Origin of the sequence: Georgenia sp. SUBG003 (assembly GCF_000715355.2) — a bacterium.
Lineage (GTDB): Bacteria > Actinomycetota > Actinomycetes > Actinomycetales > Actinomycetaceae > Georgenia.
Genome location: NZ_CP180204.1, coordinates 572,741 through 594,541, shown reverse-complemented (window position 1 = coordinate 594,541; position 21,801 = coordinate 572,741). Strand labels below are relative to the sequence as shown.

At 73.0% G+C, this 21,801-nt stretch carries 19 protein-coding genes and 4 pseudogenes; 10 read left to right on the top strand and 13 right to left on the bottom strand.

Annotation, left to right across the window (positions count from 1 at the left end; translation table 11 throughout):
- The first annotated feature begins 97 nt into the window (after window positions 1–97).
- Together DA06_RS02760 and DA06_RS02755 are read left to right on the top strand one after the other, a co-directional pair.
- Window positions 98–550 carry a lycopene cyclase domain-containing protein gene (locus DA06_RS02760; RefSeq protein WP_418606825.1) on the top strand — a complete coding sequence of 151 codons (453 nt, stop codon included), beginning with the start codon at window positions 98–100 and terminating at the stop codon, window positions 548–550.
- Window positions 547–1,821, top strand: a complete 1,275-nt coding sequence (locus DA06_RS02755; RefSeq protein ID WP_043497096.1) for a prenyltransferase — start codon at window positions 547–549, stop codon at window positions 1,819–1,821. Before DA06_RS02760 ends, DA06_RS02755 begins: the two co-directional genes overlap by 4 nt.
- 162 nt (window positions 1,822–1,983) lie before the next feature.
- Here DA06_RS02755 and DA06_RS02750 read toward each other — a convergent pair whose 3' ends face one another.
- Entirely contained in the window at window positions 1,984–2,331 is a 348-nt protein-coding gene (locus tag DA06_RS02750; RefSeq protein WP_418606824.1) for a Rieske (2Fe-2S) protein, read from the bottom strand.
- A 48-nt stretch (window positions 2,332–2,379) separates the two neighbouring features.
- Window positions 2,380–2,547: pseudogene (locus DA06_RS02745) on the bottom strand ((2Fe-2S)-binding protein); the annotation flags it as partial.
- 633 nt (window positions 2,548–3,180) lie between these two features.
- On the opposite strand from DA06_RS02745, the pseudogene DA06_RS02740 reads away from it, so the two are divergent.
- Window positions 3,181–4,197: pseudogene (locus DA06_RS02740) on the top strand (TerC family protein); the annotation flags it as partial.
- 617 nt (window positions 4,198–4,814) lie between these two features.
- Window positions 4,815–6,024: pseudogene (locus DA06_RS02735) on the top strand (aminotransferase class I/II-fold pyridoxal phosphate-dependent enzyme).
- 118 nt (window positions 6,025–6,142) lie between these two features.
- Here DA06_RS02735 and DA06_RS02730 read toward each other — a convergent pair.
- Entirely contained in the window at window positions 6,143–6,856 is a 714-nt protein-coding gene (locus DA06_RS02730; protein ID WP_418606823.1) for a DUF4386 family protein, read from the bottom strand.
- Window positions 6,857–7,170: 314 nt separating this feature from the next.
- Between DA06_RS02730 and DA06_RS02725 the strand changes: the two genes are divergently transcribed.
- The 3 genes from DA06_RS02725 to DA06_RS02715 are packed head-to-tail and all read left to right on the top strand — an operon-like array spanning window position 7,171 to window position 9,031.
- Window positions 7,171–7,464 carry a glutaredoxin gene (locus DA06_RS02725; protein ID WP_043497094.1) on the top strand — a complete coding sequence of 98 codons (294 nt, stop codon included), beginning with the start codon at window positions 7,171–7,173 and terminating at the stop codon, window positions 7,462–7,464.
- Window positions 7,464–8,414: a cytochrome c biogenesis CcdA family protein gene (locus DA06_RS02720; protein ID WP_052436290.1), complete on the top strand. Its 951-nt coding sequence runs from the start codon at window positions 7,464–7,466 to the stop codon at window positions 8,412–8,414. Before DA06_RS02725 ends, DA06_RS02720 begins: the two co-directional genes overlap by 1 nt.
- A complete protein-coding gene (locus DA06_RS02715; RefSeq protein WP_043497092.1) occupies window positions 8,411–9,031 on the top strand; it encodes a peroxiredoxin family protein in 621 nt (206 codons plus the stop codon). Before DA06_RS02720 ends, DA06_RS02715 begins: the two co-directional genes overlap by 4 nt.
- 183 nt (window positions 9,032–9,214) lie before the next feature.
- Here DA06_RS02715 and DA06_RS02710 read toward each other — a convergent pair whose 3' ends face one another.
- The 3 genes from DA06_RS02710 to DA06_RS02700 all read right to left on the bottom strand — a co-directional run bounded on the left by DA06_RS02710 (window position 9,215) and on the right by DA06_RS02700 (window position 11,990).
- Window positions 9,215–9,859: a DUF305 domain-containing protein gene (locus DA06_RS02710; RefSeq protein WP_418606822.1), complete on the bottom strand. Its 645-nt coding sequence runs from the start codon at window positions 9,857–9,859 to the stop codon at window positions 9,215–9,217.
- 308 nt (window positions 9,860–10,167) lie between these two features.
- Window positions 10,168–11,283: a sensor histidine kinase gene (locus tag DA06_RS02705; protein ID WP_043497090.1), complete on the bottom strand. Its 1,116-nt coding sequence runs from the start codon at window positions 11,281–11,283 to the stop codon at window positions 10,168–10,170.
- Window positions 11,280–11,990: a response regulator transcription factor gene (locus DA06_RS02700; RefSeq protein WP_043497088.1), complete on the bottom strand. Its 711-nt coding sequence runs from the start codon at window positions 11,988–11,990 to the stop codon at window positions 11,280–11,282. Before DA06_RS02700 ends, DA06_RS02705 begins: the two co-directional genes overlap by 4 nt.
- A 213-nt stretch (window positions 11,991–12,203) precedes the next feature.
- On the opposite strand from DA06_RS02700, the gene DA06_RS02695 reads away from it, so the two are divergent.
- Window positions 12,204–12,605: a four-helix bundle copper-binding protein gene (locus DA06_RS02695; RefSeq protein WP_043497087.1), complete on the top strand. Its 402-nt coding sequence runs from the start codon at window positions 12,204–12,206 to the stop codon at window positions 12,603–12,605.
- Between the two features lie 66 nt (window positions 12,606–12,671).
- Here the strand turns inward: DA06_RS02695 and DA06_RS02690 are convergent, their stop codons facing one another.
- The 4 genes and pseudogenes from DA06_RS02690 to DA06_RS02675 all read right to left on the bottom strand — a co-directional run bounded on the left by DA06_RS02690 (window position 12,672) and on the right by DA06_RS02675 (window position 13,908).
- Window positions 12,672–12,827 (bottom strand): HIT family protein, encoded by a 156-nt coding sequence (locus tag DA06_RS02690; protein WP_418608484.1) that lies wholly within the window; start codon window positions 12,825–12,827, stop codon window positions 12,672–12,674.
- A gap of 103 nt (window positions 12,828–12,930) precedes the next feature.
- Window positions 12,931–13,038: pseudogene (locus tag DA06_RS02685) on the bottom strand (HIT family protein); the annotation flags it as partial.
- A 74-nt stretch (window positions 13,039–13,112) separates the two neighbouring features.
- Window positions 13,113–13,502 carry a DUF2237 family protein gene (locus tag DA06_RS02680; RefSeq protein ID WP_043497085.1) on the bottom strand — a complete coding sequence of 130 codons (390 nt, stop codon included), beginning with the start codon at window positions 13,500–13,502 and terminating at the stop codon, window positions 13,113–13,115.
- A 58-nt stretch (window positions 13,503–13,560) separates the two neighbouring features.
- Window positions 13,561–13,908 (bottom strand): hypothetical protein, encoded by a 348-nt coding sequence (locus tag DA06_RS02675; protein ID WP_418606819.1) that lies wholly within the window; start codon window positions 13,906–13,908, stop codon window positions 13,561–13,563.
- Window positions 13,909–13,934: 26 nt separating this feature from the next.
- On the opposite strand from DA06_RS02675, the gene DA06_RS02670 reads away from it, so the two are divergent.
- Complete coding sequence (locus DA06_RS02670) at window positions 13,935–14,690, top strand: alpha/beta fold hydrolase (RefSeq protein ID WP_418606818.1); 756 nt, start codon at window positions 13,935–13,937, stop codon at window positions 14,688–14,690.
- Here DA06_RS02670 and DA06_RS02665 read toward each other — a convergent pair.
- The 3 genes from DA06_RS02665 to topA are packed head-to-tail and all read right to left on the bottom strand — an operon-like array spanning window position 14,618 to window position 18,814.
- Window positions 14,618–15,715, bottom strand: a complete 1,098-nt coding sequence (locus DA06_RS02665; protein ID WP_052436286.1) for a Gfo/Idh/MocA family protein — start codon at window positions 15,713–15,715, stop codon at window positions 14,618–14,620. The two genes, DA06_RS02670 and DA06_RS02665, sit on opposite strands and share 73 nt — an antisense overlap.
- 21 nt (window positions 15,716–15,736) lie before the next feature.
- Window positions 15,737–16,060, bottom strand: coding sequence for a hypothetical protein (locus tag DA06_RS02660; RefSeq protein ID WP_043497077.1), 324 nt, complete (start codon window positions 16,058–16,060; stop codon window positions 15,737–15,739).
- Window positions 16,061–16,066: 6 nt separating this feature from the next.
- Window positions 16,067–18,814, bottom strand: a complete 2,748-nt coding sequence (topA, locus tag DA06_RS02655) for a type I DNA topoisomerase (protein ID WP_043497076.1) — start codon at window positions 18,812–18,814, stop codon at window positions 16,067–16,069.
- A gap of 461 nt (window positions 18,815–19,275) precedes the next feature.
- On the opposite strand from topA, the gene DA06_RS02650 reads away from it, so the two are divergent.
- Complete coding sequence (locus DA06_RS02650; RefSeq protein ID WP_043497069.1) at window positions 19,276–21,801, top strand: TIM-barrel domain-containing protein; 2,526 nt, start codon at window positions 19,276–19,278, stop codon at window positions 21,799–21,801.

Here is a 21,801-nt window from a genome sequence, read left to right as displayed (position 1 = left end):
TCCCGGGTGTGGGCCTGCCGATGTGCCTGATCAGCGCGGAGATCCTCCTCAAGCGGCTGCGCGGGGACCGCACCACCGAGCCGACGGCGGTGCCGCGATGAACTGGTTCTACCTCGTCTGCCTCCTCGTCCCGCTCGGGTGCATGGTTCTGCTCGACCACCGGTTCCGGCTGTTCCTCTTCGCCGACGCCCGCCGCGGCGCGCTGGTGCTTGGCGTCGGCGTCGCGGTGTTCCTGCTCTGGGACCTCGTCGCGATCGGCCTCGGCTTCTACGGCCGCGGCCAGGGCGAGGCGCTCAGCGGGGTGGAGCTGCTGCCCCACCTGCCGGTCGAGGAGCTCGTCTTCATCACGTTCCTCTGCTACCTCACGATGGTGCTGCACGGGCTCGTGGGCCGGTTCGTGGTGCGCTCGCCCGAGGCCACCGTCGTGCGCGAGCCCGGGCCGACCGCCCTGGGCGCGTCCGAGGCTGTCTCCGGGCCCCCTCGCGACCATGTGCCGCCCCGCTCCGCCGGGACGCCCCGGACCACCGAGCGGCCGGGGGGTGCGTCATGACCTACGCCGACCTCGCCCTGACGTTCCTGCTCGGCTGCACGGTGGTCGCGGCGGTCTGCCAGCTGGTCGTGCGGCCGTCCCGCCGCTGGCGGCTCGGCGTCGTGGTCGTGGGCCTCGCCCTGGTGATCCTCACCGCCGTCTTCGACTCGGTCATGATCGCCGCCGACCTCTTCCGCTACGACGAATCCATGCTCTCTGGTGTGCGGGTCGGGCTGACGCCGGTCGAGGACTTCGCCTGGCCGCTCGCCGCCGTGCTTCTGCTGCCCGCGCTGTGGGAGGTTCTCGGACGACGGCGCACCCGCCGGGCGCCGGACCCGGCCGCCCCGGTGGGGGGAGCCGTCCTCCGCGGACCGGTTCAGCGAGGGCCGCCGGTGAGCGCCGTGGCCACCTCCCGCCCGGCGCCCGGCGGCGCCGTGCGCCAGCTGCTCGGTGCTTCCCGGCCGATCAGCTGGATCAACACCGCGTACCCGTTCGCCGCCGCCTACGTCATGACCACCGGCAGGGTCGACCTGCCGCTCGTCGTCGGCACGCTGTACTTCCTGGTGCCGTACAACCTGGCGATGTACGGCATCAACGACGTCTTCGACTACGAGTCCGACCTGCGCAACCCTCGCAAGGGCGGCGTGGAGGGCGTGGTGCTCGACCGGCGCTGGCACCGCACGGTGCTCGTCGCCGCCGCCCTCACGAACCTGCCGTTCCTGGCGTACCTCGTGGCCGTCGGGTCGGCGGCGTCGACGGCTGTGCTGGCGGTGTCCGTCTTCGCCGTCGTCGCGTACTCGGCCAAGGGTCTGCGGTTCAAGGAGAAGCCGGTTCTGGACTCGGCGACGTCGGCGACCCACTTCGTCAGCCCCGCCGTCTTCGGGCTCGCGCTGGCGGGGGCGGAGCCCAGCCGGCCGGTGGTGGCCGCGATGGCGGCGTTCTTCCTCTGGGGCATGGCGTCGCAGGCGTTCGGGGCGGTGCAGGACATCGTGGCCGACCGGGAGGGCGGCATCGCCTCGGTCGCCACCTGGCTCGGCGCCCGGCGGACCGTGCGCGCCGCGATGGCCGGCTACGCGCTGTCCGCCGTCGTCATGCTCCTGGCGGGCTGGCCGGGCGCGCTCGCCGCCGTGGTCCCGCTGCTGTACGTGGTGAGCATCGCACCGTTCCGGAACCTCGACGACGCCGAGTGCGAGCGGGCCCGGCCCGGGTGGCGGCGCTTTCTCTGGCTCAACCTCGTCAGCGGGTTCCTCGTCACTCAGCTGCTGATCGTCATCGCGCTCGGCTGGGTCTGACGCGCCGCTGACCCGCCGGCACCGCGCCCAGCTGGTCCTGATGGCACGGCCGCACCATCGGGTCGCGCTCCGTAAGTGCTCCTGCGCAGGTGAAGTCGGTCTAGGCGGACTTCACCTGCGCAGGACCACTTACCGGTCGGGCGTTCTTGCCCACGGGCTCGCTCAGCCGCGGGCGCGCACCTCGACCCGGTCGCCGCTGACCCGCACGTCGTACGAGAGGATCCCGACCGTCGCCGGGCCGCGCTCCACCTCGCCGTCGGCCAGTCGGAAGTGGCTGCCGTGCCACGGGCAGACGACGCAGCCGTCCTCGATCTCGCCCTCCTCGAGCGGGCCGCCCATGTGTGAGCACACCGCGCCGGTGGCGTAGAGCTCGCCGTCGTGGCGCGTGAGCAGGACCGGCTGGCCGGAGACCTCCACGCGGAGCGTCCCGCCGTCGAGGTCCGACACCGCCGCGGCGTCCTTCCACTCCCGGGGTCTGGGCGTGCGGTCGGCGTTACGGTTCACGGCCACGCCCTGCGCGTAGGCGAGGTGCCCGCCGAGGTAGCCGCCGACGGCGAGGCCGGTCATCCCGAGCATCGACAGCGCCTGCCCGGCCGTGTGCCTGCCGGCCCGGCGCGCGAACCAGCTGGCGGTGAAGAGCCCCGACGCGACGACGTTGGACCCGGCGTGGACCAGCCCGACCCTCTTGGGCCGCTTCGCCGTCCCTAGCTCGGACCAGTCCGCCAGGCCGGCGGCCGCCGTCGGGGGCGATGCTGAGCAGCGCCGCGCCCAGCAGGCGCTGCGCGGCGGGCCGGGCCGTGCGGCCGCCGACGAGGTCGAGGATCGAGACGCCGACGTTCAGCCCGATGGGCAGCGTCACCAGCATGGGGTGAAGGGCGTGGCCGAGCGGCTTGCCGTGCAGGGCGTCCTTCACCTCGCCCGGCGGAAGGACGGCGTTCACGGCACCGGCCACCGCCTCGACCGCCGGATCCAGGGCCTTGGCCTTCTCGAGCGAGCGCATCGCCTTGGTGAGGAACACGGGACCTCCAACGCGGGTGTGCGGATCTCGCGAGCGTATCCAGGAGCGCACCGGCCCGCCCGCCGAGCGTCGTCCGTCCGTCCGTCCGTCCGTCCGTCCGGTCGCTCGCCCCGTGCGCCCGGCGACGCCGGGCACGCCGTGCTGGGACCGGTGACCCGGGGAGAGTCGCGACGCCGGACTCGCCCCTTGCGCACGATACGTGAACTCTGCTTCACTGGTTGAGCAGGTGGAGGGGAGTATCCCGCCAGCGTCCCGTCGTCAGTACGGCCCCGTGGGGCCCGGCGGGCGGGCCCCACGGGGCCGGGAGAGACCTCCGGTCGATCGGATCGGAGGACTTTGCCATGGATGTGCCGTTCTGGATGTGGGCCGCGGTGCTCGGCCTCGTCGTTGCGATGCTCGTCGTCGACCTGGTCGCCCACCGCCACGCGCACGTGATCGGCGTGCGTGAGGCCGCGGCGTGGTCGGCGGTGTGGGTGGCGCTGGGCGTCGGCTTCGGCGCGCTGGTGTGGTGGCTGTGGGGCGCCGAGCCCGGGCAGCAGTACTTCGCCGGGTACCTGATCGAGAAGTCGCTGGCCGTGGACAACGTCTTCGTCTGGGCGATCATCTTCAGCCACTTCGCGGTGCCCCGCGAGTTCCAGCACCGGGTGCTCTTCCTCGGCGTGCTGGGGGCGCTGGTGTTCCGGGGCGTCCTCATCGCCGCCGGCGCGGTGCTGATCCAGAACTTCTCCTGGGTGCTCTACCTCTTCGCCGCCTTCCTGCTGCTCACCGGGTACCGGATGATCCGGCAGCGCAACGAGCACCTGGACCCGGGAAGGTCGACCGTGCTGCGCACCTTCCGCCGCTTGGTCCCCATGACCGACGCCTTCCACGGCCAGAAGCTGCTGGTGCGCAGTGGCGGGGTGCTCCTGGCCACACCGCTCCTGGCCGTCCTCGTGCTCGTGGAGGTGACCGACGTCGTCTTCGCCGTCGACTCGATCCCCGCGATCTTCGCGGTCACGGAGGAAGTGTTCCTCGTCTTCACGGCCAACGCCTTCGCCATCCTGGGCCTGCGGGCGATGTACTTCCTGCTCGCCGACCTCATCCACCGATTCGTCTACCTCAAGATCGGGCTGGCCCTGGTGCTGATCTGGGTGGGGCTGAAGATGCTGGTCAAGATCGACCTGTACTACGTCCCGACCACGATCTCCCTCGCCGTGGTCGCGACGATCATCACGGTCTCGATCGTGCTCAGCCTGCGGGCCACCCGCGGCCAGGAAGCCCACGCCCTGCCCGCCCCGGCGACCCCGCCGTTCAGGGTGGCGAGCCCGGAGGAGAACGACGCCCTGGAGCCGGTGCGGGGGCGACGTCGCCGCGGACGGCGCGGCCCGCGCCCGTCGGCCCCAGATCCAGGTGCCGGAGGTGCCGGACCGACGGGTTCCGGTAGCGCCGGGGCCGGAGGCTCGGACGAAGGAGTCCCCGAGGGTCGAGCGAGGCGCCGGCCGACGCGGCGAAGGAGCCGGCGGGTGACCGGGCCCCGGTCCTCGCCGGAGCCGCCCGAGGCGCCGGCCGACGGCCACCACCACCGCCCCGCGTGGACGTTCCTCACCAACCACGGGCACGTCCTGCTGGCCGTGGCCGGCGCGGCCGACGCCCGGGTGAGCGACATCGCAGCCCGGGTCGGCATCTCCGCACGGGCGACGCTCGCCATCCTCCACGACCTGGAGGAGGCGGGCTACGTCCAGCGCCGCCGCGTGGGCCGGCGCACGAACTACACGGTCGACTCCCACCGGCCCTTCCGGCACCCCGCCACCGCCTCCCACGAGGTCGGTGAGCTGCTGGCGATCTTCGTCGCCGAGGACGCGCGGAAGGGGTCGTAGCGACCGGCGGCTACCGCCGGGTGCCCCCGGGCGTGGCGGGACGGACGACCCGGACGCCGGCCCCGGGTGGTCGCAGGGATGTGGAAGCCTGGTCCGGATCCGAGCAGAGGAGCTGAGCCATGACGCTGAAGGTCGCCGCCCGCGCCGCCGTCCCCGCCTTCGAGGTGATGCGGATCCTCGACCGGGTGGCGGAGCTGCGTGCCGCCGGGCGGGACGTCGTCTCGCTCTGCGCGGGAGAGCCCTCCGGCGGGGCGCCCCGCCGCCGTGCACGCCCGCGCCGCCCGCATCCACGCCGAGCGGGCCGAGCTCGGCTACACCTCGGCGCTCGGCGTGCGCCCGCTGCGCGAGGCGATCGCGGCGCACTACGACCGCTGGTACGGACTCACCGTCGACCCGTCCGAGGTCGCGGTGACCACCGGCTCCTCCGGCGCCTTCGTGCTCAGCTTCCTCGCCGCGTTCGACGTCGGCGACCGCGTCGCCCTCGCGCGCCCGGGCTACCCGGCGTACCGCAACATCCTCGCCTCCCTCGGCTGCGAGGTGGTCGAGGTGGACTGCGGCCCCGCCGAGCGCTTCCAGCCCACCCCGGCGACCCTCGACGCCGTCGTCGCCGCCTCCGGCCCGATCGCCGGGCTCGTGCTCGCCTCGCCGGCCAACCCGACCGGCACGATGGTCTCGCGCGACGAGCTCGCCGCGCTCACCGCCTGGTGCGCGGCGAACGGCGTACGCCTGGTCAGCGACGAGATCTACCACGGCATCACCTACCCGCAGGACCCGGCGGCGCCCGGTGCCAAGGGCGTCTGCGCGTGGGAGAACGACCGCTCCGCCGTCGTCGTCTCCTCCTTCTCCAAGTACTGGGGCATGACGGGGTGGCGGCTCGGCTGGGCGCTCGTCCCGGCCGACCTGCGCCGGGCCGTCGACGCCCTCGCGGGCAACGTGGCCCTGTGCCCGCCCACCCCGGCCCAGCACGCCGCCGTGGACGCCTTCACCGCGGAGGCCTACGCCGAGGCGGAGGCGCGGGTCGCGGACTTCGCCGCCACCCGCGCGCTGCTGCTGGGCCGGCTCGGCCGGCTGGGGTGGGGCACGGTCGCCCCGGCCGACGGCGCCTTCTATCTCTACGCCGACGTCGCCCCGAAGCTCGGCCCCTTCCCGGACTCCGCCGCCTGGTGCGCCGCGCTGCTCGAGGAGGAGGGCGTCGCCGTCGTCCCCGGCGCCGACTTCGACGCCGTCAAGGGCACGACGTTCGTGCGGCTCTCGCTCGCGGCCGGGCGGGCGGCGGTGGCGGAGGCCGTCGCGCGGATCGTGCGGTTCCAGGAGCGCTACGCCGGGTGAGCAGACGGTCCAGGGTCGAGGGTCCGGCCCCGACGTTCCCGGGCTCGGCGCACCATCGCGTCCGGCTCCTCCTGGCGCGCGGGCCGGCGCGGATGTCCGGCCGGACCGTCATGGTCCCCTAGCGAGCCACCCGGGTCCGGTCTCCCACGCCTCGTGAGGCGACCGCGACACCGACGGCGAAGGCCGCGACCGTGGCGTTGAACACCGGCGATGCGATCTGCTGGAACGAACTCTCGAGGCCGCTGTAGCCGACGTCGACGCCCCAGGCCGTCGAGAGTGCACCGGCGAGCACGGCCACCCAGCCTGTCCAGCCGGAGAAGGCCCGCGCGACGAGGATCGCCGCCCCGTAGACCAGTAGGGCGAGACCGAAGGCCACTCGGACGTAGCTCTGGACGCCCCACTCCGTCCAGCGGACCGTCTCGGCGTCGGCCAGGCGGATGGCCCGCTCGGCCCCCGTGGCGTCGGTCCATGCGTCGACGGCCTGCTTCAGAGCGATTCCGTCGACAGCCTGCAGGACGGACCATCCGGCGGCGGTGGCGATCGTGAGGCCGGCTGCGCACAAGGCCAGGTTGTGGGACCGCGGACGCAGAACCGGGTAGAGAAGCAGCAGACCGGCGAGTGCCAGGAGCACACCGACGAACTGGGCGAGGTGCACCCACTCCCAGGACGCGCTGTGCGCGTACCTCGTGAAGATCACCTCGTGGTTGTCCTCGTCTCCCGAGGGGTGGAACAGCATCGTCACGGCGGCGTTGAGCACGAACCCACCGATGAGCAGTGCCGCGCTCCACCGCAACGACCGGCGTTGCGCATCTGTGCCGGATGACGACGCCATGGCTGCTCCCTCGCTCACCGGTCGTCGAGGACGAATCCTACTCCCCGCCGCGGGGACAGAGGGTGCCCGGAGCCGCGGGGGCAGGGGTGCCCGGACCCCTCGTCGCCGCCGAGCGGGCGGGTCCACCGGATGCCAGGACGCCCCGGCTCTGCGGCCGCCCACGTCCCCGGCGTCGGTCGCATGCTCCTTCCTGCGCCCGTCCGGCCCGCACGCCGGAGCCTTCGTCGTTTCTTCACGGGTCCGTCGCAGAACGGACGGGACCGGTCGGCCACGCTTCGCTGGTGAACGCCGCAACCTCGGTGGAAGGAGTCGACGTGGACGTCGACAGGGAACGGATCCCGGTCGTGGTGGTGACCGCACCGGCGTGCCACTTCTGCGACGACGCAGAGCGGGTGCTCGCCGAGCGGGCAGATCCTCTTGGCCTGCAGGTCCGGCTGGTGCCGATCGACTCCGTGGAGGGGGCGCGGCTGGTGACGGAGCACCGACCGGCGCTGAGCCCGCTGGTGCTGGTGGACGGGGCGTTCTTCAGCTCCGGGCGGCTGCCGAGGCGCAAGCTGGAGAAACTCGTCGCCGCCCGGCGGGCAGCTGCCGTCGTCGGGGGCCGGTGATGGGCGGCGAGCTCCTGGCAGGCGGGTCCGTCCTGGCGGCGTTCTTCGCCGGCGGGGTGGCCCTCTTCGCCCCTTGCTGCATCGTCTTCCTGGCCCCGAGCTACCTGGCCGGTGCGGTGAAGAACCGGCGGTGGCGGCTGCTGCCGTTGACGTGCGTCTTCACCGCCGGCCTGGCCCTGGTGCTGGTGCCGATCACCGTCGGGGTGAGCCTGGTGGCCGGGGCGATCGCGAGGTACCACGCTCCGCTGTACGTCGCCGGGGGCCTGCTCATGCTCGTCCTGGCGGCGCTCTCGCTGTCAGGCCGCATGTGGTCGCTCCCCAGCTTCGTGCGTGCGCCGGACACCGCCCGCGGCGATACCGCCAGCTTCTTCGCCCTGGGGGTGTTCTCCGGCGTCGCCTCCAGCTGCTGCGCCCCGGTGCTGGCCGGGGTCATGACGCTGTCCGCCCTTTCCGGGTCCGTGGCGGGCGGTGCCGTGCTGGGGCTGGCGTACGTGTTCGGGATGGTGTTCCCGCTGTTCGTCATGGGCCTGCTGTGGGACACGTTCCGGCTCGACCGGCGCCGGCGGCTGAGGGCCCGGCCGCTCACCCTCCGGCTGGCCGGGCGGACGCTTGTGACGAACTCCGTCAATCTCGCCGTCGCGGTCGCGTTCACCGTCATGGGGATCTTCGTCATGGCCCTGTCGGGCAGCCCGGACATGACCGGTGGCACGGCCGCGCAGGAGGCCGTCGGCACGTGGCTGGCGGAGGTCTTCGCGGGCGTGCAGAACTGGCTCGCGCCGGTGCCCGAACCGGTTCTCGGTGCCGGGCTCCTCGGCCTGGCCGCGATCTTCGTCGTCGCCGCGCTGCGCGACCGGCGCACCCCGGTCACCCGGACCACCCAGGAGGACGGCGCCGGCGGCGCCGAACCGTCCTGCCACGACACCCACGCACCAGAAGGGCTTCACCGATGAGCACCACCACCGCCAGGGCACGCCGGCAGCGAGAGGCCGTCCTGTCCCGGGCCGCCGAGGAGCGTAGAGCCGCCGCCGCGAGGGCCCGCAGGACCCGGATCGCCTGGCTGGTCGGCCTGTTCCTCGCGATCGTCGTCGTCACCGCCGGACTCCTCTCGGCCCGGCCGGAGGCGGGCGAGCAGGACCGCCTCGCGCCGGACTTCACCCTGGCCACCACGGCCGGGGAGGAGGTGACCCTGTCCGACCTGCGCGGCGGCCCTGTGGTGATCTACTTCAACGAGGGCGCCGGCTGCGCCTCGTGCACGGTGCAGATGGCCGAGATCGAGAAGGAGCCCGGTTTCGCCGAGGCCGGCATCACGGTCCTGCCGGTCGTGATGAACACCGCCGCGCAGATCCGGCCCGACCTGGTCCGCTACGGGGTCACCACCCCCTACCTGCTCGACGACGGCACGGTGTCCGAGGCCTACGGGGTGCTCGGGACCGGGATGCACGCCGGGCTGCCCGGGCACGGCTTCGTCCTCGTCGACGCCGACGGGGTCCAGCGGTGGCAGGGCGAGTACCCGTCGATGTGGCTGGATCCGGCCAAGCTCCTGCAGGAAGTCACCTCCCGGCTGTGACGGCCCTGCGGCGGGACCTGGAGACGGTCTGCCCGGGGCCGCCCCTGCTGGTCCCGGGCGGCCCGAGGCCCTCGACCGGAGCGGGGGGCCGGCGGCGCACGCCCAGGAGGGTTGGAGTGCGCCGCCGGCAGTCGGGGCAGGAGCGGCGGACCCGGGTGCTGCGGATCGTCCGTCCCGCGGGCGTCACAGGCCCTGGAGCAGCTGCTCCATCTCGGCGATCTCCGCCTGCTGGTCGTCGATGATCTTCTGCGCGAGCTCGAGCGCCTGGGGGTTCTCGCCGTCGGCGAGCTGGTCCTCCGCCATGGTGACCGCTCCCTCGTGGTGGGCGGTCATCAGCTCGAGGAACCGGCGGTCGAAGTTGGGGCCGGACAGTCCCTCGAGCTCGGCCATCGCCTCCTCCTGGCTCATCCCCTCCATGTCCATGCCGCCGTGGTCCATGCCACCGTGGTCCATGGGCGTGGTCTCCTCGCCCCAGGCCTCCAGCCAGGAGGTCATCGTCTCGATCTCCGGGCCCTGCGCGGCGGAGATGCCCTCGGCCAGGGCTCGCACCTTCTCGGAGTCGGCCTTCTCCACAGCCAGGTCCGACATCTCGATGGCGCCCTCGTGATGGACGATCATCATCTGCGCGAACATCGTGTCGGCGTCGTTGTGGGCCTCGTCGACGGCCGCGTCGCCGGGCGCGCCCGTGGTGGCCGTCGCAGCCGGCTCCTGGGTGGCCGCGCCCGTCGCTCCGGTGTCGGCGGCCTCCTCCGGGCCGCCGCACGCGGCCAGGGCCAGGGAAAGGACGAGCGCGCCGGTACCGGCGGCAACGCGGGAAGCGATCTTCACGGGAACTGCTCCAACGGTCGATGACATGTCTGCCCTGGGAGTGGACCAAGGGACCTGGTGGCGGGTCCACCCCGGGGGCGGGTCTTCATCAAACCTTCATCGAACTCATCCGGGATCTTCGTCGCGGCTGCACGGGCAGCCCCCGTCGTCAGGCGCAGACTTGTCGCTGTCCGCGGAGGAGGTTGACATGCCTGTTCAGCTCTGGGTCGTGCCTCTCCTGGTGTGCGTTCTCTACGGGGGCCTGGCCGTGTGGCTGCTGGCGGCGATCTTCCCGGCGCGTCCTCAGCGGCACCGACCGGAGGCTCGGACTAGGCGGCGTCGGCGGCAGGAAGCTCGACGGTGAAGGTTGCTCCCTGACCCTTTCCGGGGCTGGCGGCGGTGACCTCACCGCCGTGGGCCCGCACGATCGACCGGGTGACCGCCAGACCGATCCCCGAGCCGCCGTGGGCGCGGTCGCGGGCGGTGTCGGCGCGGTAGAACCGTTCGAAGACGTGCGGCAGGTGCTCGGCGGCGATGCCCTCGCCGTCGTCGGCCACCTGGATACGCACCGCCCCGCCCTCCTCCGCGACGCGTACGACCACGTGCCCGCCCCGAGGGGTGTACCGCAGGGCGTTGTCGAGCAGGTTCGTCAGCACCTGACCCATCCGGTCCACGTCAGCCGAGACCACTGTGGCGCCGGCGTCCTGCGGCGCGGCGACGCCCAGGCTGATCGTCCGGGCGGCGTACCGCGCAGCGGCCTGCGCCACCGCCGCGTCGACGAGCGTGCCGACCCGCACGGGCCGCCGGTCCATCGTCAGCCTGCCCTCCTCCGCAGTGGTGACCAGGGAGATGTCCTGGGCCAGCCGCGCCAGACGGGAGACCTGGTCGCGCAGCATCCCGAGGGTCTCCTCGTCGGCGGGGACGACGCCGTCCTGGATGCCCTCGAGGTAACCGTCCAGCGTCGCCACCGGGGTCCGCATCTCGTGGGCGAGGTCGCCGAGCAGACGGGTGCGGGTCTGCTCGATCCGGCCCAGATCGGCGGCCATGGTGTTGAACGAGCGTGCCAGGTCGTCGAACTCTGCCCCCATGCCGACGTCGGGTACGCGGACGGTGTAGTCGCCGTCCGCGACCTGGGCCGCGGCCTGGCGCACCCGGTCCAGCGAGTGCGCGATCCGCCTCGTGAGGAACACGCTGACCACCACCGACGTGGTGAGCGCCGCGGCCAGGGCGAGAGCGAGCGAGTAGGCCGAGGCGGTGGCGAACGCCTCCTCGGAGTGGCGCACCACCGCCGGGTCGGAGGTGCCCGACCGTTCGATGTGGACGTGGAAGACGGCCGGGCCGATCGCCGAGGCGACCGCCCACGCCGTCGCAGACCCGGCCAGGACGACGACGACGATCGCGGCCAGCAACCGTGCCGCCAGGCTCCACCGTCCTCCCACCGTCACCGTCCCGACCCCATGCGGTAGCCGACCCCGCGCACCGTGCGGATGAACACCGGGTCGCTCGGGTCGTCCCCGAGCTTGCGGCGTACGTGGCCGATGTGGACGTCGACCAGGTGCTCGTCCCCGACCCAGCCCGGACCCCACACGGCCTCGATGAGCTGTTCCCGGGAGAAGACCATCCGCGGGCGGGCAGCCAGAGCCGTCAGCACGTCGAACTCCGTGCGGGTGAGCTCCACCGGCTCGCCCGTCAGCCGCACCTCCCGGCCGGCGACGTCGATCTCGAGGGCGCCGAACGTCAACGGCGCGTCCGGCTCGCCGTTCCCGGAGGGACGGCGGGGGCGACGCAGCAGCACGCGGACCCGCGCCACCAGCTCGCGCGGGCTGAAGGGCTTGGTCAGGTAGTCGTCGGCGCCCACCGACAGGCCGACCAGCTTGTCGACCTCCTCGGCCCGGGCGGTGAGCATGATGAGGTAGCAGTCCGAGAACGTGCGGACCTGACGGCACACCTCAACCCCGTCCATCCCGGGGAGGCCGAGGTCGAGCACCACGACGTCCGGGTTCCAGCGCCGGGTGAGCGCGACGGCGTCGGCGCCGTCCCCCGTGCTCCGCACCTCGAAGGTCTCCCGTTCCAGGTAGCTCACGACGAGTCTTGCGAGCGGCGCCTCGTCCTCGACGACGAGCACCCGGGTACCACGGTCGGTCGAACTCATGCCGCACATCCTGCCGAACGGGCGCAGCAGCCCGCGCCGTCACCACCTCCGGCCGGCACGTCGGCCGGCCGTAGACGGACGAAACCTTCATCGAATCTTCATCGCCGGGCACGCGAGCCCGGAGTGCGGGCGCGCAGACACCGCCCTAGCGTCGAAGAGCCGGGCGGTCGCCGACCGGAGAGCGCCCGCCCGCACCGGAAGGAAGGAAGAGCGATGAAGGCCGCCGAGATGATGCAGACGTACCCGGCCGAGATCAACCTCGACCGCGACCTCCTGGCCAGGACCGTGGAGGCGCTCGTCACGTGCTCCCAGACCTGTACCGCCTGCGCGGACGCCTGCCTCAGCGAGGACATGGTCGCCGAGCTGCGCAAGTGCATCCGGACGAACCTGGACTGTGCCGACATCTGCGACACGACCGCCCGGGTGCTGTCCCGGCACACCGGCTACGACGCCAACATCACGCGCTCGCTGCTCCAGGCCTGCGTGCAGGCGTGCCGGTCGTGCGGGGACGAGTGCGAGGCCCACGCCGAGCACCACGAGCACTGCCGGTTCTGCGCCGAGGCTTGCCGCGCCTGCGAGAAGGCCTGCGACGAGCTCCTCGCCGCCATCGGCTGACAACGGCGGCGCGGCCCCGGCTGCGACGCCACGCGCACTGCCGGCGCCCGGGGTGGGGGCCGGCCGTCAGGCCCCGTCGAGAGCCTGCCGCAGCCGGGCGGCGTAGTCCCTCGCCTCGCCGTCGTCCGCGTACCTGGTCCGCGGCCAGAAGAACCCGCGCAGCCCGTCGCCCTTGGTGCGCGGGACGACGTGGGTGTGCAGGTGCGCCACGGACTGGCTCACCACGTTGTTGACCGCGACGAACGACCCCTGCGCCCCCCAGGCCCTCCACCATCGCGGCGGCCAGCCGCTGGGTGGCGGTGAGGTAGGGCGCCAGCAGGTCCGCGGGCAGGTCGGGCAGCGTGACGACGTGGCGGCGCGGGACCAGCAGCGTGTGTCCCTTGAAGACGGGCCGGACGTCGAGGAAGGCGACGGCGTGCTCGGTCTCGAGCACCACCTGCGCGGGGTTCTCGCCGCTGACGATGGTGCAGAACGGGCACCCGGCGGGCGGTGCGCCGCGGGCGGGGGTCACTGCAGCGAGCCGACGTCGTCGGGGACGTCGACCGCGTACTTGCGCAGCAGCTCGAGCGGCACCACCTCGAGCGCGCGCTCGTGGGTGCACGCGAGCACCACGGGCGCCGGGACGCCGGCGGCGTGGGCCTGCAGCCAGCGTGCCGCCACCACGCACCAGCGGTCCCCGGGCCTGAGCCCCGGGAACTGCCACTCCGGCCGCGGTGTCACCAGGTCGTTGCCGACCCGGCGCTGCTGCTCGAGGAACTCCTTCGTCATCACGGCGCAGATGCTGTGGTTGCCGACGTCCGTCTCGTCGGCGGTGCACCGGCCGGTGCGGTAGTACCCGGTCACCGGGTCGACGCCGCACTCACCCAGCTCGCCGCCCAGGACGTTGCGCTCGGCCATGACGTCATCCTTCCAGGAGGCGTCACCGGAGGCACCACAGACGGCTTGCTCGAGGCGGTCAGCCGGCGGAGACCGCGGCGACGGCGGAGATGCGGTGGATCGCCAGCGTCAGCTCGGTCTCGCGGGCGACATCGGCGACCCGCACGCGGCCCCCGTCCACGCTCAGCGGCCGCACCCGGCGCCGCTCCGGCGTCCCGCGCGGCCCGACCACGACGATCTCGACCTGCTCGCCAGCCGCGGGCGCGCGCGCCCGGCCGCTCCCCCGGTTCCGCCCGCCAGCCGCGGGCGCACGTGCCAGAGTGAGAACCCGGACGTGAAGGGGCGGACGATGGGCAGGGTGGACGTCGAGGGGCTCTCGATCGCCTACGAGCGCGCCGGCGAGGGGCCGCCGCTCGTGCTGCTCCACGGGTTCGTGGGTGACGCGCGCAGCACGTGGCACCGCCAGCTCGAGGCGCTGGCGGACGAGTTCACCGTGATCGCGTGGGACGCCCCGGGCGCGGTAGGTCGGACGACCCGCCGGAGGGGTTCGGGATGGCGGGGTACGCCGACACCCTGGCCGGCTTCCTCGACCGGCTCGGCGTGCACCACCCGCACGTCGCCGGCCTCTCGTTCGGCGGGACCCTCGCCCTGGCCCTGTACGGGCGGCACCCCACGACGCCGGCGACGCTCGTCCTGGCGGGCGCGTACGCGGGCTGGGTGGGCTCCTTCCCGGCCGAGGTGGCCCGGCAGCGGCTGGAGGACTCCCTCGCCCTCGCGGACCTCGCCGGCGAGGAGCTGGCCGCGGTGCTGGTGCCGACGATGTTCGCGCCGGACGCGCCCCGCACGCTGGTCAAGGCGTTCGCCCGCACGGTCGCCGCCCACCACCCGGACGGTTTCCGGGCGATGGCACGTGCCTCCGCGACCGACCTGCGCGAGGTCCTGCCCCGCGTGGCCGTGCCGACTCTCGTCCTCCACGGGCAGCGGGACGAGCGCGCACCCCGCCCCGTCGCCGACCAGCTGCACGCCGGCATCGCGGGCTCCACGCTCACCGTCCTGCCCGGGGCGGGGCACCTCAGCCCGCTCGACGCGCCGCTGGCCTTCAACCGCGCGGTGCGGTCGTTCCTGCGTTCCGCCGCTCAGCGGGGCGTGGCGTCCGGCTCGGGGACCGCGTCCACCGCGGGGTCGACGCCCACGAGCTCGCCGGGGTAGACCACCCCGAGCTGGCGCCGCACCTCGTCCATCGTCTCCATCACCTCGACGGTGGCGCGCCAGGGCAGAACGGTGGACTCCTGCAGCCCCGCGGCCACGCACCGCGCGACCTCGGCCGCCTGGTGCTGGAAGCCGCCGAGGTCGGCGCCCTCCGCCGGCCAGCTCCAGGCCGGTCCTTCGAAGGGCGTGACCGTGAACCGGGTGGTCCCGTAGAACGGCGCCGCGACGTCGATCCTGGCCTCTGTCCCGACGACGGACGCCGTCGTGGCGGTGCGCGCCCACATGTTCGCGGTGCACACCGCGACGGTGCGGGCGCGGTCGCCGTAGGTGAGGGTGATCGCCTCGTGGATGTCCACGCCGAGGTCGGTGAGGGCGCCGGCCGCGTGCACCCCCGACGGCGCCCCGAGGATGCTGTGGACGAAGGAGACCGGGTAGACGCCGAGGTCCAGCAGCGCCCCGCCCGCGAGCTCGGGGGCGTAGAGGCGCTCGACGAGGTCGAGGCGCTGCCCGTGGTCGGCGTGGACGGCCAGCACCTCCCCGAGCGCCCCGGACGCCACGACGTGGCGCAGGGCGACCATGTGCGGCAGGAACCGGGTCCACATCGCCTCCATCGCGAACAGGCCGAGCTCGCGCGCCGCGTCGAAGACCTGGCGGGCCTCCGCGGCGTTGCGGGTGAACGCCTTCTCCACGAGGACGTGCTTGCCGGAGTTGAGGGCCAGCAGGGCGTGCGCGTGGTGGTGGCTGTGCGGGGTGGCGACGTAGACGACGTCCACGTCCGGATCCGCCAGCAGGCCCGCATAGCTGCCGTAGGCCCGGTCGACGCCGTGCTCGGCGGCGAACGTGGCGGCCTTGAGCGCGTCGCGCGAGCCGACGGCGACCACCCGCTGCGACGACCGTGCCGGCACCTCACGGGCGAAGCGGCCGGCGATGCCGCCGGCACCGAGGATCCCCCAGCGCAGCGGGGGCGCCTCGCGCGGGTCGGGCGGTCCGGGCAGCTGGGGCGGCGTCGTCGCCGTGGTCGTCATGGGAGCAATCTACGGCCGGGCTCAGTCCGGGCGCCGCCTGAACCTCTCCATCGGGTCGTACCCGACCCCGTCGACGCCCGGCTCGTGCACGGTGGAGGCGCCGTGGACCTCTGCACCGGCGGGCCCGGGCGGGGCGGACACGGGGCGCCCGGACGCCGCCCGACCCGCCTTCCGGACGGCGGAGAGGACCACGAGAGACTCGACCACGAACATCACGACGACGACGCCGAGGAACACCGCCAGCGGGATCACCTCGAGCACCCACAGGAGCGCGGCCGCGCCGATCACGAGTCCGGAGACCACCGCGACCACGAGGAAGGTCCGGCCGAGGGCCGAGGGAGGCATGCCAGGTCAGCCCTTCGCCGTGGTCCTGCGAGTGGTCGTCTTCTTCGTCGTCGTCGCCTTCCGCGCCGCCGGCTTGCGGGCCGGCTTCTTGGCGGGGCCCTTGGCCCGCTTCTCGGCGAGGAGCTCGTAGGCGCGCTCGGGGCTGATCGACTCGACGGCGTCGTCCTTGCGCAGGGTGGCGTTCGTGGTGCCGTCGGTGACGTACGGGCCGAACCGCCCGTCCTTGACGACCACCGGCTTCTCGCTGACCGGGTCGGTGCCGAGCTCGCGCAGCGGCGGCTTCGCGGTGGCGCCGCGCCGGGTCTTGGGCTGAGCGTAGATCGCCAGCGCCTCCTCGAGCGTGATGTCGAAGATCTGGTCCTCGCTCTCGAGGGAGCGCGAGTCCGTGCCCTTCTTCAGGTACGGCCCGTAGCGGCCGTTCTGCGCGGTGATCTCCACGCCCTCGGCGTCGGCGCCGACCACGCGCGGCAGCGACAGCAGCTTCAGCGCCTCCTCGAGGCCGACCGTCTCGAGCTGCATGGACTTCAGCAGCGACGCGGTCCGCGGCTTCGCCTTCACCTTCTTCCGGGCCGGCTTCTTCCCGGACGGCGCAGCCTCGGCGGCGGCGTCGTCCTCGGGCAGGACCTCGGTGACGTAGGGGCCGAAGCGGCCGTTCTTCGCGATGATCGTGTGCCCGGTGGCCGGGTCCACGCCGAGCTCGCGGCCGTCGTCGGCCTGGCGCTCGAGCAGCTCGCGGGCCTTCGCGACGGTCAGCTCGTCGGGGGCGACGTCGTCGGGGACGGAGGCGCGCCGGCCCTCCTCGCCGTCGGCGCCGGCGGTCTCCAGGTACGGCCCGTAACGCCCCACGCGCAGCGTGATGCCGTCGCCGACGTCGATGCTGTTGACCGCGCGGGCGTCGATGTCGCCCAGGCCCTCCACGAGGTTCTTCAGGCCCGGGCGTTCGGCGGCGGTGTCGCCGCGGTAGAACCTGGCGAGCCAGCCGACCCGGTCCTCGGACCCGGACGCGATGCGGTCGAGGTCGGACTCCATCTCGGCGGTGAAGTCGTAGTCGACGAGGCGCGGGAGGTTGTCCTCGAGCAGGCGCACCACGGAGAACGCCAGCCACGTGGGCACGAGGGCCTGGCCGCGGCGGTCGACGTAGCCGCGGTCGGTGATGGTGGAGATGGTCGCGGCGTAGGTGGAGGGCCGGCCGATGCCGCGCTCCTCGAGCGCCTTGACCAGGCTCGCCTCGGTGTAGCGGGGCGGCGGGGTGGTCTCGTGGCCCTCGGCCACCACCTGCTCGGTGTCGACGACGTCCCCCTCGGCCACCACGGGCAGCCGCGCGTCCTTCTCGTCCTTCTCGTACCGGTCGGCGTCGCGGCCCTCCTCGTAGGCGGCGAGGAAGCCGCGGAAGGTGATGACCGTGCCGGAGGCGGTCAGCTCGGCGGGCACGGTGCGCCCGTCGGAGAGCTGGGGGTCGGCACCGAGGCGCACGGTGGCGGTCGAGCCGCGGGCGTCGGCCATCTGGGAGGCGACGGTGCGCTTCCAGATCAGCTCGTAGAGCTTGAACTGGGCCCCGCTGAGCTGGCCCGCCACCTGGGCGGGGGTGCGGAACGAGTCGCCGGCGGGCCGGATCGCCTCGTGGGCCTCCTGCGCCCCCTTGGCCTTGGTGCCGTAGACGCGCGGCTTCTCGGGCACGTACTCGGCGCCGTAGAGCTCCGCGGCCTGGCGGCGGGCGGCGGAGATCGCCTGGCCCGACAGCGCCGAGGAGTCGGTACGCATGTAGGTGATGAAGCCGTTCTCGTACAGCCCCTGCGCGGTGCGCATGGTCTCCCGGGCGCTCATGCGCAGCTTGCGGGAGGCCTCCTGCTGGAGGGTGGAGGTGGTGAACGGGGCGGCCGGGCGGCGCGTGTAGGGCTTCGTCTCCATCGAGACGACCCGCGCCCGGACCGTCTCCAGCGCGGCGGCGACGTCGGTCGCGAGCGCCTGCTCGAGGTGCACGGTCCCGGCCTTGACGGCGGCCGCCCTGAGCTGGCCGTCGTCGCCGAAGTCGCGGCCGGTGGCCACGCGGCGGCCGTCGAGGGAGACCAGGCGGGCCTCGAAGCTGCGGCGGCCGTCGCCCGCGTCCGCGTCGCCGCCGGTGAACGTGCCCTTGACGTCCCAGTAGGACGCGGCGCGGAACGCCATGCGCTCGCGCTCGCGCTCGACCACCATGCGCGTGGCCACGGACTGCACGCGCCCGGCGGAGATGCCGGGCTTGATCTTGCGCCACAGCAGCGGGGAGACCTCGTACCCGACGAGCCGGTCGAGGATGCGGCGGGTCTCCTGCGCGTCGACGAGCCGGGTGTCGAGCTCCCGCGTGTTCTCCAGCGCCCGGTTGATGGCCTCCCGCGTGATCTCGTGGAAGACCATCCGCTTGACGGGGACCTTGGGCTTGAGGACGTCCAGGAGGTGCCACGCGATGGCCTCACCCTCGCGGTCCTCGTCCGTGGCGAGGTAGAGCTCGTCGGAGTCCTTCAGCGCCCGCTTGAGTTCTGAGACCTTCTTCTTCTTGTCCGAGTCGACGACGTAGTAGGGGTCGAAGTCGCCCTCGACGTCGACGGCGAACTTCCCGTACGGCCCCTTCTTCATCTCCGGCGGCAGCTCGGAGGGCTGCGGGAGGTCGCGGATGTGCCCCACGCTGGCCTCGACCTCGAAGTCGGGGCCCAGGTAACCGCCGATGGTGCGGGCCTTGGCGGGCGACTCGACGATCACGAGCTTGCGGCTGCTGGTCACGCGGACCTTCCTTACTGATGGTGCTGAAGAGCCTCGCGGGCGGCGGGCTTCGCGGCTGACGGTACATCGTCGGTCGGACGGGGCGCAGGCCGCGCCGGGACCACAGGCAGTGAGGGGGTGACGCCGCCCGTCCGTCCCGGGCGGACCTCGGGAGGGGTGCGGCGCGTCCAAGACGGTACCCGACGGCACCGGCGAGGGCGAGCCAGCAAGATCGGACTACACCCCGCGCGCGCGGCCCCGGACGGGCCGCGGCCGGCGGGTGGCCGGCGGCGGTGCCTCAGGACGCGAAGGCGACGCTTACCAGCAGAGCAAGATCCGTCAAGCACGGGCGCCCAGACGGCAATTTCCGTCAAGTGGGGGCCTCTCCACGGTCCCTACGCTCTTTCGAGCCGATCACGGGCGACGGGGACGTCGTCAACGATGACCGGCCCCAGAGTGAATGCCGATGGAGGAGTGCGCCCGTGCGTGTGACCACGCGAGTTGAGGATGTCGAGCAGGTCGACGGCTGGGTCCGCGTCCGGACGGACGGTGTCGAGGTGCGGCTGCTCCTCATGACCGAGGACGTCCTGCGCATCCGTGCCGGTTTCGACGGCGACTTCGCCGAGGAGTCGTACAGCCTGGTCACGACAGCCTGGCCGGACCGGCTCGACGAGTTCATGGGCGACGAGCGCACGCGCGTCACTCCGCCCGGGATCACCCTGGAGGACCGGGGCGCCACCGTCTGCGTGAGCGGCGGCAACCTGCGGGTCGAGATCGAGAAGGAGCCGTTCCGGATCTGCGTCTACGACGGCGACGGGACCCTGCTCCACGCGGACATCGTCGGCCTCGGCTACCTGGAGGACTCCAACCAGCGCCGGATCCACACGAGCGAGATCTCCCCCGACGACGCGTTCTACGGCTTCGGGGAGACCACCGGGTCGCTGAACAAGGCCCAGAAGCTCATCACGATGAGCCCGAAGGACGCCCTCGGCTACGACCCCCGAGAGACCGACCCGCTGTACAAGCACATCCCGTTCTACCTCAAGCTCGACCGGGTCACCCGCAAGGCGGTCGGGTACTTCTACCACAACACCTTCGACTGCGACTTCGACCTCGGCCGTGGGCGGAGCAACTACTGGGCCCGGCACAGCCGGTACCGCGCCGACGGCGGGGACATCGACCTGTTCCTCATCGCCGGCCCGGCGATCCGGGACGTCGTCCGGCGCTACACGATGCTGACGGGCCGGCCGGCGCTGCTCCCCAAGCACGCGCTCGGTTACCTCGCGTCGTCGATGTACTACGCCGAACTGGACGCCGACAGCGACCGGGCGATCACCGATTTCATCGACATCGCACGGGCCGAGGACATCCCCGTCGACGGCTTCCAGCTGTCCTCTGGCTACAGCACGCAGGAGACCGCGGCGGGCGCGAAGCGCTGCGTCTTCACGTGGAACGACCGCCGCTTCCCCGAGCCCGAGCGGTTCTTCGCCGGGATGACGGAACGTGGCATCGCGGTGGCGCCCAACGTCAAGCCCGCGGTTCTCGACGTCCATCCGCGGCTCGAGGAGTTCGCCGCCGCCGACGTCTTCGTGACCCGGAGCGCCGACGCCGCTGCGAGCGCCGGCGAGGGGCCCGCTGTGGGCACGTGGTGGGGCGGTCCCGGCCGCTTCGTCGACTTCACGAGGCCCGCCGCGCGGGAGGCGTGGAAGCGCTGGCTCACCGAGGCCGTCCTGGACAAGGGCACGACGTCGGTCTGGAACGACAACTGCGAGTACGACGGGATCATCGACAAGGACTCCCGCTGCGACTTCGACGGCGCCGGCGCCGGCGCGACGATCGCCCGGCTCCGCACAGTCATGGCGAACCTGATGTGCCGGGTGACGCGAGACGCCATCGCCGAGAAGAACCGGACCGTCCGTCCCTACATCGTCTGCCGTGCCGGGCACGCCGGCATCCAGCGCTACGCGCAGACGTGGGCGGGGGACAACTCGACGTCGTGGGAGTCGCTGCGGCACAACGTCGCCACGATCCTCGGCATGAGCCTGTCCGGCGTCCCCAACCAGGGCTGCGACATCGGCGGCTTCCACGGGCCCGCACCCGACCCCGAGCTCCTCGTCCGGTGGGTCCAGAACGGCATCTTCCAGCCTCGCTTCTCGATCCACTCGGTGAACTCGGACAACACCGTCACCGAGCCGTGGATGTACGGCGAGCACACGAGCTACGTCCGGGACGCGATCAAGCTCCGCTACCGGCTCTTCCCGTACCTGTACTCCCTCACGGCGCGCGCGCACCGCACCGGTCTGCCCATCATGGAGCCGCTCGTCAGCGCGTTCCAGGACGACCCGGCCGGTGACGAGACCTCGGAGGAGTTCATGGTCGGAGACTCGCTGCTCGTCGCGAACGTCCTCACCGCGGGGGCGACCACGCGTACGGTCCGCCTCCCGGGGGGCGAGGTCTTCTACGACGTGTGGACCCGGCAGCGGTACGAGGGCGGGCAGACGGTCGACCTACCGGTCGACCTCGGGTCGATCCCGCTGTTCCTCCGCGGCGGGGGCATCGTCCCGCTCGCGGTCAACCAGCTGGACAGCCTCACCCGCGACGAGGTCACCGACCTGCACCTCCTCTGCGCCCCGGACCGCGACGGGCACTTCGTGCTCTACGAGGACGACGGGCTCACCCGCGCCCACGAGGACGGGGCGTTCCTGGAGACTGAGATCACCATGACCGCGGGTGAGCGGGTGGTCATCGCCCTCGCCCGCCGTGGCGACTACGACAGCGCCGTCCGGAGGCTCCTCCTGGACGTGGTCCACCCGGGGCGCGCCCCGCACTGGGTCGCCGTCGACGGCGACCGGATCCCGCAGTTCCTCTACCGCGAGCGCTTCGACGCCGCGGACACCGGCTGGCACTACGACCCGCAGCTCGGGTCCGTGCTCGTCAAGACCCCCAACCCCGACGGCGACCTCGTCGTCACGATCTCGTTCGAGCCCGTCGACATGCTCGGCATGTGA